At 70.6% G+C, this 15,803-nt stretch carries 14 protein-coding genes; 6 read left to right on the top strand and 8 right to left on the bottom strand.

Going from position 1 to position 15,803, the window contains the following annotated elements:
* Positions 1 to 3 precede the first annotated feature (3 nt).
* Positions 4 to 1,332: a hypothetical protein gene (locus NM961_RS13245; protein ID WP_255914870.1), complete on the bottom strand. Its 1,329-nt coding sequence runs from the start codon at positions 1,330 to 1,332 to the stop codon at positions 4 to 6.
* 27 nt (positions 1,333 to 1,359) lie between these two features.
* A complete protein-coding gene (locus NM961_RS13240) occupies positions 1,360 to 1,881 on the bottom strand; it encodes a hypothetical protein (protein ID WP_255914869.1) in 522 nt (173 codons plus the stop codon).
* 94 nt (positions 1,882 to 1,975) lie between these two features.
* Between NM961_RS13240 and NM961_RS13235 the strand changes: the two genes are divergently transcribed.
* From NM961_RS13235 to NM961_RS13210, 6 genes are all read left to right on the top strand, one after another.
* Entirely contained in the window at positions 1,976 to 3,157 is a 1,182-nt protein-coding gene (locus NM961_RS13235) for a hypothetical protein (RefSeq protein ID WP_255914868.1), read from the top strand.
* 25 nt (positions 3,158 to 3,182) lie between these two features.
* Positions 3,183 to 3,770 carry a hypothetical protein gene (locus tag NM961_RS13230; RefSeq protein WP_255914867.1) on the top strand — a complete coding sequence of 196 codons (588 nt, stop codon included), beginning with the start codon at positions 3,183 to 3,185 and terminating at the stop codon, positions 3,768 to 3,770.
* A 16-nt stretch (positions 3,771 to 3,786) separates the two neighbouring features.
* On the top strand, positions 3,787 to 4,869 hold the full coding sequence (locus tag NM961_RS13225) for a glycosyltransferase family 4 protein (protein ID WP_255914866.1): 1,083 nt from the start codon (positions 3,787 to 3,789) through the stop codon (positions 4,867 to 4,869).
* Entirely contained in the window at positions 4,866 to 6,068 is a 1,203-nt protein-coding gene (locus tag NM961_RS13220; protein WP_255914865.1) for a glycosyltransferase family 4 protein, read from the top strand. The genes NM961_RS13225 and NM961_RS13220 overlap by 4 nt, the downstream gene beginning before the upstream one ends.
* Positions 6,069 to 6,229: 161 nt before the next feature.
* The gene (locus NM961_RS13215; protein WP_255914864.1) at positions 6,230 to 6,739 is read left to right on the top strand and encodes a hypothetical protein; all 510 of its coding nucleotides are present in this window, start codon (positions 6,230 to 6,232) and stop codon (positions 6,737 to 6,739) included.
* Positions 6,740 to 6,751: 12 nt separating this feature from the next.
* Positions 6,752 to 7,063, top strand: a complete 312-nt coding sequence (locus NM961_RS13210) for a hypothetical protein (protein WP_255914863.1) — start codon at positions 6,752 to 6,754, stop codon at positions 7,061 to 7,063.
* 109 nt (positions 7,064 to 7,172) lie between these two features.
* Here NM961_RS13210 and NM961_RS13205 read toward each other — a convergent pair whose 3' ends face one another.
* The 6 genes from NM961_RS13205 to dusA all read right to left on the bottom strand — a co-directional run bounded on the left by NM961_RS13205 (position 7,173) and on the right by dusA (position 14,811).
* Positions 7,173 to 8,555, bottom strand: a complete 1,383-nt coding sequence (locus tag NM961_RS13205; protein ID WP_255914862.1) for an ATP-binding protein — start codon at positions 8,553 to 8,555, stop codon at positions 7,173 to 7,175.
* A gap of 6 nt (positions 8,556 to 8,561) precedes the next feature.
* On the bottom strand, positions 8,562 to 9,254 hold the full coding sequence (locus NM961_RS13200) for a response regulator transcription factor (protein ID WP_255914861.1): 693 nt from the start codon (positions 9,252 to 9,254) through the stop codon (positions 8,562 to 8,564).
* Entirely contained in the window at positions 9,254 to 9,508 is a 255-nt protein-coding gene (locus NM961_RS13195) for a PepSY domain-containing protein (protein ID WP_255914860.1), read from the bottom strand. Before NM961_RS13195 ends, NM961_RS13200 begins: the two co-directional genes overlap by 1 nt.
* Before the next feature lie 115 nt (positions 9,509 to 9,623).
* Entirely contained in the window at positions 9,624 to 10,532 is a 909-nt protein-coding gene (locus NM961_RS13190; RefSeq protein ID WP_255914859.1) for an arginine deiminase-related protein, read from the bottom strand.
* 18 nt (positions 10,533 to 10,550) lie between these two features.
* Positions 10,551 to 13,814, bottom strand: coding sequence for a ligand-binding sensor domain-containing diguanylate cyclase (locus tag NM961_RS13185; protein WP_255914858.1), 3,264 nt, complete (start codon positions 13,812 to 13,814; stop codon positions 10,551 to 10,553).
* Positions 13,792 to 14,811 (bottom strand): tRNA dihydrouridine(20/20a) synthase DusA, encoded by a 1,020-nt coding sequence (dusA, locus tag NM961_RS13180; RefSeq protein ID WP_255914857.1) that lies wholly within the window; start codon positions 14,809 to 14,811, stop codon positions 13,792 to 13,794. Before dusA ends, NM961_RS13185 begins: the two co-directional genes overlap by 23 nt.
* Positions 14,812 to 15,803: the final 992 nt, after the last annotated feature.

Here is a 15,803-nt window from a genome sequence, read left to right as displayed (position 1 = left end):
TCCTCAGCCACAACTATGGTCCAGCCAGGGGCCGCCCAGGGCCAGCAGCAGCAGCAGGGCGGACAGCAGCGCCGCCAGCACCCAGCGCCAGCGGCCATGCAGCCAGACCGCCGCGGCGGCGTCGGGCCGGCCCAGGCTGGCACAGGCGCTGCCGGCGAAGGCGCAAAGGAAAGGCATGAACGGCAGCAGGAAACGCGCCTTCACGTGCAGCAGCAGATACAGGCCCAGCTGGTAGGCGAAGAAGAGTCCAGTCCACCACACCAGCGGTTCGCGCCAGCGCCGCCAGAACGCCAGGCCCACGGCAAAGCCGGCCAGGATCAGCAGATGCAGCGCATCGGCCGCCGCCGCGAGCAGCTGCGGCAACCAGGCAGAGGCCGGCCGGTAGCTGCCGGTGTGCCCGGCGCAAGCCGGCCCGGGCAGCTGGCTCAACAGCAGCGTCTTGCTGCTGAACAGGCGGAAATACTGCCGCTCCAGCTGCTGCTGCAAGGTCGGCAGCAGGCCCTGCTGCGCGACCAGGGTTTCGGCGCGGTCGAGATAGATCGCATTGCGCGCGCTGATGCTCGGCGCGGACTGGAAATAGTCCTGCGCCAGCGCGGCCACGCTGTCGTCGATGTAGTCGCTGCGCCAGCGGTCCTTGAGCCCGCCGAGCAGGTTGAAGGCCGAGCTGTCGGCGATCATGGGCTTGCCGGTTTCCTTCCAGCCCTGCCACAGCGGCAGCGCGATCACCGCGGCCACGCCCAGCAGCAACGCGGCCATGCCGCGCCAGCGCCGTCCCTGCAGCAGCAGGACGAAGGGCCAGAACAGGCTGAGCAGGCTCTTGGCCAGCAGCGCCGCGCCCAGTGCCGCGCCGGCGAGCAGGTCGCGTGCCGGCGTGGACGCGCGCTGTGCCAGGCGCAGCGCCGCCAGCAGCAGGAACAGGTGTACGGGTTCCGGCCACAGCCAATGGGCATAGGCCATGGTGGACGGATTGAGCAGAAACAGCGCCGCGGCCAAGTTGGCCGCGCGCACGCGGCCGTCCACGTCGCGCCAGATCGCGCGCAGCAGGCCGGCGCAGGCGATCAGCAATGCGGTTTGCAGCAATTGCACCAGCCACAGCTGCTCGCCGCACAGGCGGAACAGTCCGGCCAGCAGCCAGGCCTGCAGCGGCGGCCACCAGCCGGTCGGTGCCGGCATCGGCCCCAGCCCGGCCAGGCCGCGCGCCCAGGCCAGGTAGTTCACCTCGTCGCCGAGCAGGACCTTGGCGCCCGCGCCGCCCCAGTACAGCCACAGCAGGGCGGCCTGCTGCAGAAGAAACAAAGCGACAAATAAACAAAGCAGGACACGCCGGTGCATCTGCACGTCCTGCCCTGGCGCCATCGTTTACTGCGCCGGCGCAGCGGCGGCGCGGCGCTTGGCCGGCGCCTTGAACACCGGGGTGAACTTCTCGCGCGTGCCGTCGGTGGCGATGGATTCGACGTAATACCAGTAGTCGCGGCAGGGATCGATGGTGTCGTCGCGGTACTCGTATTTGCGCGTCTCGTCGGTGGTGCCGGCGCCGAGGATGGGCTTGTCGCCCAGCTTGGCGAACGGACCGGCTTCGGCTTCGCCGCGGAACACTTCGTAGCCGAAATTGTCGACTTCGCTGGCCGTGGTCCAGCGCGGCGTGTTGGCCAGGCGCTGTTCCTTGGGCAGGGCGCTCTGGTCGCCGCAGGCGCCTTCGGGCACCGGCGCGGGCGCAGCCGGCGCGGCGGCACCTTCTGCTGTAGCGGGCGCGTTCTGCGCCGGCTTGGCGGGTGCGGCCGCGGGTGCGGCCGGAGCGGCGGCGGGCTTGGCGTCCTGGGGCGGACTGCTGCAGGCCGCCAGCGAAAGCAGGACGACGAACGAAGGCAGGATCTTGCGCATGGGAACTCCGCGGGGAAGGGCTTGGTCGGGAACGCAGGCCATCGCCCTGCGCGGCCTATGGACAAGCACAGGCGGCCGCAACGATAGTCGGCACATGCTTTCCGTGCAAACTCCGTTGCGCCGTTTCCTGGCGCTATTGGCCTGCGCCATCGCCGGTGTAGCGGGCGTGAAACCGTGCGCCGCGGCAAGCGGCTGGAGCATCAGCATCAGCCCGGACGATGCGCTGTATCCGGTGCTGGATCTGTCCCAGCGCGCGGGCAGGCCGGGCGAGGCGCGCTACGGCGATGGCAGCGGCATGATCGCGGTGGAAGTGACCGCGCAGAGCGCGAACGAAGCCGTCCATCTCAGCGTAAGCACCGCCGCACTGGCCGAGCCCGCCGTGGTCGACGCCGTGCTGCCGCGCGCCGGCGAACGCTACACGCTGCGGCCGCGGCTGCGCTGGAGCCGCTCCGCGCTGGCGCGCATCGCCACGCCGCAGAACACCGTGGTCGAATTCCGCCTGCAGCGCGGCGCCGCGGCAGCGGAAGTTCAGCGCCGCGAGATCCGCCTGCATCCACTCAGCGAAGCGCTGTACTACGTGCGCGACGGCAAGGACCATGTCGACCTCGGCTGGATCTTCGCCGCCTATGCCGACCCGAATTCGCACGTGATCGACCGCATCCTGCAGGAAGCGTCGGAACGGCATCCCTTCCTCAGCCTGAAACCCGGCCCGCGCACACCGGCGCAGACCACCGCCGCGGTCTACGCGGTATGGGAAGTACTGCAGCTGCACGGCGTGCGCTATGCGGACGAGGATCCCGGCCTGGCCCGCGGGCCGCTGGTGTGGAGCCAGCACGTGCGCCTGCACGACGACGTCTGGGAAGAACGCCGCGCCAACTGCATCGACGGCAGCCTGCTGCTGGCCGCGGCGCTGGAACGGCTGGGCATACGCAGCGTGCTGCTGCTGGTGCCGCGGCATGCCCTGCTCGCCTTCCATACGGATGCGCGGAAGTCCTCGCCGGTTTTCGTCGAGACCACCCTGCTCGGCGCGCGCCAGCTCGCGGTGCGGCCGCGGCCGGGCTTCGTCAACGAACTCAGCCTGATCGACAGCGACGCACTGGAAAGCTTCTCCGCCGCGCTGGTCGCCGGTCAGGCGCGCTATGCGCGCGAAGCCGCGGGTTTCGGCCAGAAGAAGCCCGACTACCAGTGGATAGACCTCGCCACCGCGCGCGCCTATGGCATCATCCCGCTGGCCGCGCCCGGTGCCGCGGTGGCTGCCGCGGGCCAATCGCGCTGAAACCGCGCCGCTACACCGCCTCCGCATGACGACCCGCCCCGACGACGCGCTGCAGCAGCTGCAGCAGGAAATCCGCGCCGCCGCCGAACAGCTGGCGCCGCCGCCGGCCGCCGACAGCCGCCGCCGCGCCCTCGCACCGGACGCCTTTCCGGTCGATCATCCGCAGCGCCTGCGCTACGCGCTGGACGATTTCCTGCACGTGCACAACGAGGAGTTCGCCGAGCTGGCCTACCGCTGCCTGCTCAAGCGCCCGCCCGACCCTGGCGGCCAGCTGCTGGTGCTGCAGCGCCTGGCCGCCGGCGACAGCAAGATCGCCATTCTGGGCGATCTGCGCGACTCCGCCGAAGGCCGCGGCTACGGGGTGGAAGTACGCGGCCTCAATGCCCGCTACCGGTTCTGGCGCCTGTGCCGCCTGCCCGTGATCGGCAGCCTGATCGAACGCTGCGCCCTGCTGCTGAGCCTGCCCGAGATCGCGCGCGAGCAGCGCCGCCTGGGCCAGGCCCTGGCGCGCGATGCGGCGGCGGCGGAAGTCGCCGATCTCGCGGCCGAGGTCGCGCGTCTGCGCGCCGAGGTCGCCGCGCTGCGCGGCGCGCAACGCGATCAGGCACCGTGAGCCCCTGCCGGCCCGCATGAAGATCGCCCTGCTCGCCCCTTCGCTGACCGCGCACGATGCCGTCGGCACCGACGTGATCGAGATGGCCGCGGCGCTGCGCCGCGCCGGCCACGCCGTGCGCCTGTACGCCGACCATAGCCAGGGCCTGAGCGAAGGCATCCACGCCACCGGCGGCCTGGATGCCTGGCTGGGCGCGCAGGACCTGGTCATCTACCACTATTCGATAGGCTGGCCGCGCATCGAGGCGCAGCTGGCCGGCCTGCGCTGCCGCCGCGTGCTGCGCTACCACAACATCACGCCGCCGGAGTTTTTCCACGGCTGGTCGCGCGAGCACGTGCGCAGTTGCGCCGCCGGCCGCGCCAGCCTCGCCACGCTCGCAACGCTGGGCTTCGACCTGGCCCTGGCCTGCTCACCGTACAACCGCGACGAACTCGTCGCCGCCGGCCTGCCGGCGGAACGCGCCCAGGTGCTGGCGCCGTTCCACCGCTGCGAAGCGTTGCTGGACCAGCCGGCCGACAGCGTGCTGCTGGACCGCTACGGCGACGGCCGGCCGAATATCCTGATGCTGGGCCGCATTGCGCCGAACAAGGGCCATGCGGCGCTGTTCGAGGCTTTCGCCTGCTACCGGCGCGACTACGCCGCCGATGCGCGCCTGCTCGTGGTCGGCAAGCACGACCGGCGCCTGGCGCGCTATTCGCGCCATCTGCGCGACCTTTGCGCCGCACTGGATATTTCCGAACATGTACATTTTCTTGACAACATCGACGATGCCAGGCTGAAAGCCTGCTGGCTGGTCGCCGATGCACTGCTGATGCTGTCGGAGCATGAAGGCTTTTGCGTGCCGCTGGTTGAAGCCATGGCCCTGGGCGTGCCCACGGTCGCGCGCGCGCGCTGCGCCATCCCGCATACGCTGGGCCGGGCCGGGTTGCTCTGGCAGGAATCCGATCCGCGCCTCTACGCCGCCAGCCTGGAGCGGCTGCGCCGCGATCCGGCCGCGGCCGACCTGCTGCGCCTGGCCGGCCGCACGCGCTACCGCGAGGAATTCGCCCCCGCCGTGCTGGAAGCACGCCTGGCCGCCGCACTGGCCGCCTTCGCATGAAGCGCATCGCCATCGTGGTGCAGCGCTGCCACCGCGATGTGGCCGGCGGCTCCGAGGCGCTGGCCTGGCATTACGCGCAATTGCTGCGCGCGCGCTGCGACGTGGAAATCCTCACCAGCTGCGCGCTGGACTATCGCAGCTGGGACAACGCCCTGCCCGCCGGCAGCGAGGAACACGACGGCATCACCATTCGCCGCTTTCCCAGCGCCTGGCCGCGCGGCAGCTGGTTCGGCGAACTGCACCGGCGCCTGTTGCAGGCCCATGCCGTGCACGTGGAACAGCGCGGCGAAGCGGAAATTCCCTGGCGCGCCCCACTGGCCGAGCAGTTCGTGCGCGCGCAGGGGCCATGGTGTCCGGGCCTGTTGGATCATCTGCACGCCCGCCACGCCGGCTACGACGCGGTGCTGTTCTGCACCTACCTCTATCCCACCACGTATTTCGCCATGGAATGCGTACCGGCCCACAAGCGCGTGCTGATCCCCACCCTGCACGACGAACCGCCGGCCTATCTCGCCATCTACGCCCGCGCCGCGCAGCGCGCCGCGCGCATCGTCTGGCTGACCGAGGCCGAGCGCCGCCTGGGCCGGCGCCTGTGGGGCACCGAAGCCGGCGCCGTGGTCGGCATGGCCGTGCCCGTACATCCCGCCGCAGCGGTCGAGCGCGAGCTGCCCTACCTGCTCTACTGCGGCCGCATCGACGAAAGCAAAGGCTGCCGCGAACTCATCGCCGCCTTCCGCGAACTGCGCGCGCGCCGCCGCGGCGCGGTGGAACTGGTGCTCACCGGCGCCGACCACCTGGGTCTGCGCCCCGGCGACGGCGTGCATTTCCTCGGCTTTGTGGACGAAGCGCAGAAGCGCCGCCTGATGGCCGGCGCCCGCGCCTTCGTCATGCCCTCGCGCTGGGAGAGCTTCAGCATCGTCACCCTGGAAGCGCTGGCCCAGGGCACGCCGGTCGTGGTCAACGGCGACTGCGAAGTACTGGCCGACCATGTGGCCCAGTCCCGCGCCGGCTGGAGCTACCGCGGCAGCGAGGAACTGCAAGGCTGCCTGGCACAGGCGCTAGATCTGGCGGCCGAACAGCGCGCGGTGATGGGCGCGAATGCGCGCAACTATGTCGCGGAACAATTCGAGCATGAGGCAGTGGCACACCGGCTTTACGCCGCCATCGGCACTGCCGGCGCAACGCAGCCGCCGCTCTGAATGGCATCGGCCGCGCGGAAAACCAGGCGGCGACGTCACGCGAAGAAAACGGCAGACACCTGCCGGCACACCCGAAAGAGGTAGCGCGGAATTGCCCGGCCGGGGATTCCGCCCGCGCGCCGGACAGTACATGTTCGCCGCACTCTCCTGGAGCAGCCGCCATGTTCGGTATCACCCCGTTCGGTTGGGTCCATACCGCGGTCAGCATTGCCGGCCTGGCAGCCGGCATCGCGGCGCTGGCGGCCAGCGGCCGGATCAGCCGGCACAGTGTCCGCGGCAAGCTGTTTATCTGGCTGACGGTGGGCAGTTGCGTCAGCGGGCTTTGCATCTACCGCACCGGCCATTTCAACGAAGCCCATGCACTGAGCATCCTCACTCTGCTTACCCTGGCCGCCGCCGTCTGGCTGGAGCGCGCCGCGGCGGCGCCATGGATGACCTACGCCCATACCGCGCTGTATTCGCTGGCCCTGTTCTTCCATTTCATCCCGGGCTTCACCGAAACCTTCACCCGCGTGCCGGATGGCGCGCCGCTGGCGGCGGGGCCGCAGGATGCGCTGGTCGTCGGCGCCATCGGCATTGCCTTCCTCGGCTATCTGGCGCTGGTCGCGTTCCAGTTCGCCATGCTGCGTTCGGGCTACCGGAAAACGGCGGCGGCCGCGGCGAACTCCTGAGCGGCGGCCGGCGTGCAAGGCGTCAACGGCCTGAGTTCCGCCGCCATGCTGGCGACGGCGTCGGCGCAGCTGGTGAATGCAGGCTTCTCGGCATCGGCGTCATTGGTGATCGGCGGCGCCGTGGTCGGCGGCAGCACCACGGCGCTGACGGCGACCATGTCGGCCGCGCTCAAGGAAATCTTCCGCCAGGAGAACATCGCCACCGCCGCCCACGGCATGCCGGATGACGACCTGTACGCCTTCCAGAAAAGCGGCACGGCCTCGGGTACGACTGAAGTGAATGTGCTGACCGCGGCCTCGAACTACCGGCAGTGCACGTGCTGAAGTATTGAGCGCGGCGGTCGCGCCGGCCGTGTGCGCGGCGCGGGACATTGCGGAGCAATCAGCCGCTGCGGCGCAGACCTTGCGCCGCGGCGGCGCTTCCATCGCCGCGCTAGACCACCGCGTCGAACTTGATCCGGAACAGGGCGCCGCCCAGCGCGTCCGAACGATGCACGGTGAGCGTGCCGCGGTAGCCCTTGACGATGTCCTGCACGATGGCCAGGCCTATGCCGTGGCCTTGCACGCGCTCGTCGCCGCGGACGCCGCGCTGCAACAGGTGTTCCACTTTCTCCGGCGGAATGCCGGGGCCGTCGTCCTCCACGCGCAGCTCCAGGCCGGCGCGGCGCATGCGCGGCGCCTTGACCACGTGGGCGGTCAGCAGCACGCGGCGGTTGGCCCACTTGAATGCATTTTCGAGCAGGTTGCCCAGCAGCTCCATCAGGTCGCCCTGGGCGCCGAAGAAGCGCGCGTCGGCGTCGAGTTCAAATTCGCACAGCACGCGCTTGGCGGCGTAGACCTTCTCCAGGCTGGCGACGATGCCCTCGGCTGCGGTCTCGATCGGCAGCGCGGTGGAGAACACTTGGTGGCGCGAGGCGGTCGCGCGCGACAGCTGGTAGGAGACGATGTCGTGCATGCGCTGGGCCTGGTCTTCCACGCTGCGGCGCAGGCTGTGATAGCCGGCATCGCTGTCGATCTCGCTGCGCAGCACGGCCAGCGGCGTCTTCAGGCTGTGGGCGAGATCCGACATGGTGTTGCGGTAGCGGTCCAGTTGCTCGCGGCCGAAGTCGATCAGCTCGTTGAGGCTGCCGGTCAGCGGCGCGATCTCGGCCGGATACTGGCCGGGCAGGCGGTCGGCCTCGCCATTCATCACATTGTCCACATCGCGCACCATGGTGCGCAGCGGGCTCAGGCCCCAGCGCAGCAGCGCCACCTGCAGCAGCAGCAGTACCACCGCCAGTGCGCCCAGCCAGCGCGCCAGGGTGCGGCGGAAGGCGGTGATCTGGCGCAGGAAGGGCTGCTCGCTCTGGGCCACGTGCACGGTGAGCTTCACCGGCTTGCGTTCGTCCACTTCCCAGCTCACGCCCTGGGAGAACACGAAGACACGGCCGACGGCATTGTCCAGCGGGCCTTCAAAACGGGTCTCGCCTACCGGCAGGCGCGTGTCGAAGGCCAGCTCGCGGCCCAGCGCCGAGGGCGATTCCCAGCGCAGCGACTCGGCCTCGCCGACCACGACGGCGTAGAGACCGGAACCGGGCCGGTTGAATTCGGGATCGGGCAGGGTTTCCGGCGGCAGCAGCTTGCTGCCGCGCAGTACGTCGGAACCGGCCAGGTAGGCGTAGACGTAGCCCTGCAGCCGGTCGCGCATGGCCGCGACCGTGGCGTCGTAATAGGCCCGGTCCAGCGCGAAGCCGGTCACGCCGAGAAAGGCGGCGAGCGCCAGACCCGCCGCGACGGTCGACCGCGCCTGCAGCGACAGCGGCCGCCGTTGCGCCATGGAAACTTACTCCGCCGGGCTGTCGCTGCGCGGAATGGCGAACCGGTAGCCGCGGCCGCGCACGGTTTCTATGGGCTTGAGGTGGCCGTCCGGATCCAGCTTGCGGCGCAGGCGGCCGATGAAGACTTCCAGCACGTTGGAATCGCGGTCGAAATCCTGCTGGTAGATGTGTTCGGTGAGATCGGCCTTGGACACCAGCTCGCCCGCATGCAGCATCAGGTATTCCAGCACCTTGTATTCGTAGCTGGTGAGGTCGACCGGCTTGCCATCGACGGTGATGCTCTGCGCCGTCGTATCCAGCTGTACCGGGCCGCATTCCAGCACCGGCTTGGTCCAGCCCGTGGCGCGGCGCACCAGGGCGTTGAGGCGGGCCAGCAGTTCTTCCACGTGGAAGGGCTTGACCAGGTAGTCGTCGGCGCCCGCCTTGAGGCCTTCGACCTTGTCCTGCCAGCTGGAACGCGCCGTCAGGATCAGGATGGGATAGCGCTGACCTTCGTCGCGCAGCGCCTTGACCAGTTCCATGCCCGGGCGCTTGGGCAGGCCCAGGTCGATCACGGCCACGTCGAACGGCATTTCACGGCCCAGGTACAAACCTTCGTCGCCGTCCGCGGCGCAGTCCACCGCATAGCCTTCGCGCTTGAGCCGCGCCGCCAGGGTTTCGCGCAGCGGGGCCTCGTCTTCGACCAGCAGGACTCGCATTATCGGCTCTCCTTGTTCTCGTCCGCGGGAATCTTCACTACTTGTACACGCCCGTCGCGGGTCAGCAGCTTGATCCGGTAGAGCTTCTTCTTGCCGATGGTGACTTCTTCGGCCTTGAGTACGCGCCCCTGGATCTCCTGTTGCACCCGCTCCACCGCATCTTCCAGCGTCAGCTGTGCGAAGGCGGCGGTGCTGATCACGCTCAGCGCGACCAGGGCGGGAATGCGTAGCAAGGAAACCGCCAGTCGTTGCATGCGTTCATCTTAGCGAGGGCGTCCGAGTCTCGGTAGCGCGGATTGAATTGCACCTGAACTGCGCCGCACCGCGGCGGGAACTGCGCCGGGGTGTTGCGGCACTGCGCCGGCCGCCTCAGTAGATCTCGCCGACGCAGCAGCGCAGGCTGCCGCCGGCCTTCTCGATCTCGGCCAACGGAACGGTTTCGACGCGAAAGCCCCAGTCCGCCAGCGCGGCCTTCTGTTCCGGCCGCAGGCTGGCCGCGGCGCGGGTGCTGAACCAGACCGTATCCTCGCTGAGCGCGATGCAGTTGCCGGCGTAGTCGGCCTTCTGCGCGGCGCTGAGCAGCAGGCTGCGCGGCGCGTAGGCCTGGGCGATGGCGGCGGCCACGGCCGCGTCGGCGAAGCCGTCCGGCGCGATCAGCAGGGCGCGTCCGGCCAGCACCGACATCACCACGTTGGTGTGGTATTCGCCGGCAGCCAGGTCGAAGCAGAAGGTGAGTTCCAGCCCGAACGCCGCGTGCATGGCCGCCGCACCGGCGGCGTCGCAGCGTTCGCCGAGGCCGCAGTAGCCGATGCCGCGGGCGCGGTCTATCACCAGGCTGCCGGTGAGTTCGGCCACGCCGTCGAGGGTGGACAAATCAATTTCTTCATATCCGGCCACGCCGCGGAAGAAGCCGCGGATATCCGGCCGCTGCGCCTCGCGCTGGCGCACGGGATGGCGCATGCGGCCGATGATGCTGCGGCCGGGCGCGGTGGCGAACACGTTGTTGGGGAAGACCGCGTCCGGCGTGGCCGCATCGCCGGGAAAGCACACCGTCGGCAGCACCGCGCTGATCCGGCGCGCCAGCCCGGCGTGTTCGGCCAGCGCCGCGTTCGCATCCACACCCTGGTCCATGGCCATGTAGCGGTTGTCGCTGGCCGACTGCTCGGCCAGGCGGAAGCCCAGCGGCGTAATCAGGAAGGCGGCCCGCGCACAGGCCGGCGCGCGCGGCGCCAGGCGCGCGAACGCCTGCTGGAATTCGGCGATGGAACGGGTGATCACGGGCGGCTCCGGCGGCGCTCAGGAATCGGCAATCGTCGCGGAACGGCGCACTTCGCGCCAGAGCGGCCCGTCGTTTCCGCCCGCCTCGACCAGCACGGCGCGGTCGCGGCCCTGGTGCTTGGCGCGGTACAGCGCCGCGTCGGCCAGGCGCAGGCAGGCATCCAGGCTGTGCCGGTCGGGCGCGGCCGCATCGAAGGGGAAGGCGCACACGCCCAGCGAGCAGGTCACCTGCAGCGGCGATTCGCTGAACACGAACGGCCGCTCGGCGATGCAGCCCAGCACGCGCTGGGCCGCCGCGGCCAGGCCGCCGCGCGTGGTGTCGCGCAGCACCAGCAGGAATTCCTCGCCGCCCCAGCGCAGCAGTACGTCGCCATCGCGCGCCTGGTTGCGCAGGCGCGCGGCGATCTCAACCAGTACCGCGTCGCCGACCGCATGGCCCAGGGTGTCGTTGATGCGCTTGAAGTGATCGCAGTCCACCAGCAGCAGGCCGAGCACGGTGTCGCCATCGCCGTCCTCGGCCCGGCGCAGGGCGCGGGCGACCTCGGCCGGCATTTCCAGTGCGAAATGGCGCCGGTTCCACAGGCCGGTGAGCGGATCGGTCAGCGAGGCATGTTCCAGGCGCCGGTTGGCGTCGGCCAGTTCGCGCGTGCGCACGGCGACCTCCTGCTGCAGGCGCTGCGCGCGCCGCGCCAGCGCCGCCGTGCGCCAGCGCCCGGACGCCACGCCGGCCAGCAGCAGGGCCAGGCCGAAGCCGGCCAGCGCCGCCGGGGTCTGCCACCAGGGCGCGCGCAGGCGGAACGGTATCTCTATCGGCGCCGCCTCGACCGCGAAGGCATCGCGCGCGCGCAGGCGCAGCACGTAATCGCCCGGCGGCAGGCGGCTGAACTGGAAGCGCGAACCGCTGCTCCATTCCGCGCTGTGCTCACGCAAACCCAGCAGTTCGGCGCAGTAGCGGATTTCCTGCGGCCGCTCGTAGGCCAGCAGGGCGACTTCGGCGCGCACCGAATCGTCGCCGGCGGCCAGCACCGCGCCCGGCGCCAGCGGCGTGCCGCGCTCGGTCGCGGCCTCGCGCAGGCGCAGCGGCGAGGCCGGCCCCGCGGCTGATTCCTGCGCCGGGTCGTACAGGGCCAGCCCGTCCACGCCGCCGGCCCAGATGCGGCCGCGCGCGTCGACATAGCTGGCGCGGTTGAACTCCAGCCCGGGCAGGCCGTCCTCGATGCCGAACTGGCGGGTTTCGGCGACCACCAGCTCAGCGGCCCAGGGATCGGCAAAGGTGTAGCGCGTCACGCCGTTGGAGCCGAACACGTAGAGCCGGCCGGACTGGTCCAGCGCCTGCTGGTAGATCTGCCCCGGCGGCCGCGCCGAGGCCGGCAGGCCGGTGCAGCGCAGGCCGCCGCCCAGGTCCAGCCGCACCACGCCGGCGCGGCTGGCCACCCACAGCGCGCTGCGGCCGTCGGCGCCGCGCTGCAGCTGCATGTCCAGCAGTTCCTGATGCGGCAGGCAGTGCGCCGGCGGCAACTGCCAGCCGTCGTCGCCGCGCCAGGCCAGGCCGGCGGAGGTCGCCACCCACAGCCGCGGCCTCGCATCCAGCGCCGGCGCCAGCAGCAGCTTGCGCACGGTAGGCCCGCCATCGCCCAGCGGCAGGGTTTCCGGCGTGATTTTTCCATCGCGCAGGCTGGCCAGGCCGTGCCGCGTCGCGATCCACAGGCGCGAACCGGCGGCTTCGGCTTCGGCCGCGATGTCCAGCACGGTCAGGCCCGGCAGCGCGCTGTTGTCGACGCTGTACTGCACCAGCTTGCCGCGCTCCAGCCCGAGCAGGCCGTTGCTCGTGGCCAGCCACAGCGCGGCGCCGTCGCGCAGCATGGCGAACACGGTGCTGCGCGGAAGCAGCTCGGGCAGGAAACGCTGCCAGCGGCCGTCCTTCCAGCGTGCCGGGCCTTCCACCGTGCCTATCCACGGCGATTCGGTCTCGTCGTCGGGAAAACGCGCCCGGCCCACGCCGAACACCACGCGATGCGGCAGGCCGTGGCGTTCGTCCAGCGCAGCCCAGTGGCCGGGCTCGCGCCGCGCCACACCGGAGGACGTGGTGCCGATCCACAGAATGCGGTGCTGCGGGGAGTCGCCGGTCTCCAGCAGGCTGCGTACGCCGTCCTCGGGCAGGCCCTCGGCGCGCGTGACCAGCTGCACGCTGCCGTCCTCGCGCAGCTCGGCCAGGCCGGCGCGGGCCAGGGCCACGCGCAGCAGCGGACGGCCGTCGCGATCCCGCGCCGGCAGCAGCGGCGCCGCGGTGCCTTCGGGAAACCCGGATGCCGCGTCGTATACAACAAGTTTTTCTGCAGAAAGCCGCGCCAGGCCGCGGCCCGTGCCTATCCACAGATCGCGCCCGTCCGCCCCGCCCCAGAAGGCCAGGCCGCGGATGGCGTCGTTGGGCAGGCCGTCGCGCTTGCCCAGGTGCCAGCCGGCCAGTTCCGGCGCGGCGGAATCCGGCCTGTCGAGGCGGTACAGGCCGTCCTCGTTCGTACCTATCCACAGCGCCGGCCCCTGCGGCCCGGTGCCAGCCAGCATCACCGCGACCTGCAGCGATTGCGTCGCGGCAATTACTTCGCAGCCGCCCTCGGCACAGCGATAGACGCCGCGCGGCGTGCCCGCGTAGACGCTTTGCGCATCGCGCGGCAGCAGGGCTTCCAGCGCCAGGTCCGGCGCGATGCCGGAAACCGGCGCTACGCGCCCGTCCGTGGCGCGCCGCCACAGGCCTATGCTGTCCGTGCCTATCCACAGCGCGCCGTCGGCGCTGGCCGCGAGATGGTTGACGTAAGGCCGCACGCCGGCGCGCTCGGGCAGGTCGATGCGGCGCCAGCGCCGGCCGTCGAACTGGGCCAGGCCGTCCTCGGTGCCGGCGTAGACATAGCCGGCCTGGTCCTGCGCCAGCGCATGCGCCGTGTTCTGCGGCAGGCCGTCGGCGGTGCTGTAGCGGCGCAGCGCGGCCCATTCCAGGTCGGCGCGCTTTTCCGGCGCGGGGCCGGCGACGCGGATCCGCACGATCGGCGATGGAGGCGCGGCATCAGGCGCGGCCGCGGCCGGCGACGGCGCATTCGCACCGGCGGACGGGTTGACCGCACGTTGCGGCAGGGTCGAGGAAACCTCGTGCGCCGGCGCTGCCGGCTGCGCCACCGATGCCTGTCCGGACCGGGCCGCGGCGGCGACGGACGCGGCGGCCAGCGCCGCCGTCAGCAGCGCGGCGCCGGCGAAAACCAGCGACTCAGGCAGCCGCCGGCGGCGCATGGCGCTGCTGCAGGGCGGCCTGGATCACCGCGATACCCGCATCGCTGCGGTGCGCCTGTTCGCTCAGCACGCGGCGGAAACCGCGCGCGCCCGGCAGCCCCTGGTACAGCCCCAGCAGGTGCCGCGTGATGTGCTTGAGCGCGGTGCCCTGGGCCAGCTCGGCCTCGACATAGGGCAGCAGCCGCTGCAGCACCGCGTCGCGATCCGGCGGTTCCACACCGTACAGCGCGTGCTCCACCCGGGCCAGTACGTACGGATCGTGATAGGCCGCGCGGCCCAGCATCACGCCATCGACCTGTTGCAGGTGCGCCTTCACCGCCTCCACCGTGGTGATGCCGCCGTTGATCACCACGCAAAGGTGCGGAAATTCCTTTTTCAACTGGTACACACGCTCGTAGTTGAGCGGCGGTATTTCGCGGTTTTCCTTCGGCGAGAGCCCCTGCAGCCAAGCCTTGCGCGCGTGCACGATCAGCACCTGCACACCGGCCGCGACCATCAGCCCGGTGAACTGCTGCAGGCCGGCGTAATCGTCCTGCTCGTCAACGCCGATACGGCATTTCACCGTCACCGGAATCTTCACCGCCGCCCGCATCGCCGCGACGCAGTCGGCCACCAGCGCCGGCTCGCGCATCAGGCAGGCGCCGAAGCGCCCCGACTGCACGCGGTCGGAAGGACAGCCGACGTTGAGGTTGATCTCCACATAGCCCGCGTCCTCGCCAAAGCGCGCCGCCCGGGCCAGCTCGGCCGGCTCCGACCCGCCCAGCTGCAAGGCCACCGGCTGCTCGAACGCGCTGTGCCGCAACAGGTGCGTGCGGTTGCCGTGCACCAGCGCGGCCGAGGTGACCATCTCGGTATAGAGGCGCGCGTGCGGCGACAGCAGGCGGTGGAAGTAGCGGCAATGCCGGTCTGTCCAGTCCATCATCGGCGCGACGGTCAGGCGCCAGTCGGCACGGTCGATGGAGGCGGTTCGGTGGTATTCCTGGGATGGCAGCGTCATGGGGCGATGCGGTCCGGCGGCCGCCGCGGCGCGGGTTCAGCGCGGCGTGGCGGCGGTCTTGGGTGAAAGTTGAGCGGCCGGCCGGCCCTGGGGGGGGCGGTGCTGGCGTTGGGAAGCAATCATCGCATGGGAAGCGAAACGCGGCTGCGGCGGGTGGCCGCGGCCGCGCTGCCTCGTGGAAGCGGCTGCACCGACCGCGCCTCCGCGCCGGCGCGATACCGGCGAAGTGCCGTTGCGCCGACTATGGCCCGGGCTTTGCCCGCGGCGGACCGCGGGACCGGCGATCTGGGCCGGTATTCCTTGCCTCGAACCGCTCCGCCGCAGGGCGGGGGGATTTCCGGGCGTCCCGAAGCCGTTCGTGCCAGGACAGCGATGCCGCGGCGCGGCGCGGGAATTTCTGGATGGCCCGAAACCTGGATCGGCGATAGGTGGGTGTCCCCGAACCCAGCCCGACAAATGGGTGTCCCAAATCAAGCCGTCCCAAATCAATCCGGTAAGTGGGTGTCCCAAATCAAGCCGGTAAGTGGGTGTCCCAAATCCAACCGTCCGCGTCCCGAAGCCGTTCGTGCCAGGACATCGACGCCGCGGCGCGGTGCGCGGGAATTTCCGGATGGCCCGAAACCTGGATCGGCGATAGGTGGGTGTCCCCGAATCCAGCCCGACAAATGGGTGTCCCAAATCAAGCCGTCCCAAATCAAGCCGGTAAGTGGGTGTCCCAAATCCAACCAGATCCATACGACACCGAATCCACGGACCACCCGCAACCCACGCCCCAAAACCGCAATCCCGGGCAAACCCCGGGCCGTACGCGCCTCGCCGGCCCCCACGCGCCCCGATTGCACGGAAAACCCCGGATCGCCGGCGCATTGGTACAAAAATCGCCGCACCCGGATTGACTGAGTCGACATAGCGGTTATGGTCCGCAAGCGACCGGGAAACCGCGCGCGGCACCGCGCCGCCACGGTCGCGTCACTGCCACCGGAACCGCGACG

This window comes from Tahibacter harae, assembly GCF_024437735.1.
GTDB lineage: Bacteria > Pseudomonadota > Gammaproteobacteria > Xanthomonadales > Rhodanobacteraceae > Tahibacter > Tahibacter harae.
Note: the sequence above shows the minus strand (reverse complement) of the source record. Positions and strands in the feature narration are given on the sequence as shown.

What these genes read in the sequence shown, in the direction of transcription:
- NM961_RS13245 (WP_255914870.1), bottom strand. Translation starts at nt 1,332, where the DNA reads ATGCACCGGCGTGTCCTGCTTTGTTTATTTGTCGCTTTGTTTCTTCTG.
- NM961_RS13240 (WP_255914869.1), bottom strand. Translation starts at nt 1,881, where the DNA reads ATGCGCAAGATCCTGCCTTCGTTCGTCGTCCTGCTTTCGCTGGCGGCC.
- NM961_RS13235 (WP_255914868.1), top strand. Translation starts at nt 1,976, where the DNA reads ATGCTTTCCGTGCAAACTCCGTTGCGCCGTTTCCTGGCGCTATTGGCC.
- NM961_RS13230 (WP_255914867.1), top strand. Translation starts at nt 3,183, where the DNA reads ATGACGACCCGCCCCGACGACGCGCTGCAGCAGCTGCAGCAGGAAATC.
- NM961_RS13225 (WP_255914866.1), top strand. Translation starts at nt 3,787, where the DNA reads ATGAAGATCGCCCTGCTCGCCCCTTCGCTGACCGCGCACGATGCCGTC.
- NM961_RS13220 (WP_255914865.1), top strand. Translation starts at nt 4,866, where the DNA reads ATGAAGCGCATCGCCATCGTGGTGCAGCGCTGCCACCGCGATGTGGCC.
- NM961_RS13215 (WP_255914864.1), top strand. Translation starts at nt 6,230, where the DNA reads ATGTTCGGTATCACCCCGTTCGGTTGGGTCCATACCGCGGTCAGCATT.
- NM961_RS13205 (WP_255914862.1), bottom strand. Translation starts at nt 8,555, where the DNA reads ATGGCGCAACGGCGGCCGCTGTCGCTGCAGGCGCGGTCGACCGTCGCG.
- NM961_RS13200 (WP_255914861.1), bottom strand. Translation starts at nt 9,254, where the DNA reads ATGCGAGTCCTGCTGGTCGAAGACGAGGCCCCGCTGCGCGAAACCCTG.
- NM961_RS13195 (WP_255914860.1), bottom strand. Translation starts at nt 9,508, where the DNA reads ATGCAACGACTGGCGGTTTCCTTGCTACGCATTCCCGCCCTGGTCGCG.
- NM961_RS13185 (WP_255914858.1), bottom strand. Translation starts at nt 13,814, where the DNA reads ATGCGCCGCCGGCGGCTGCCTGAGTCGCTGGTTTTCGCCGGCGCCGCG.
- dusA (WP_255914857.1), bottom strand. Translation starts at nt 14,811, where the DNA reads ATGACGCTGCCATCCCAGGAATACCACCGAACCGCCTCCATCGACCGT.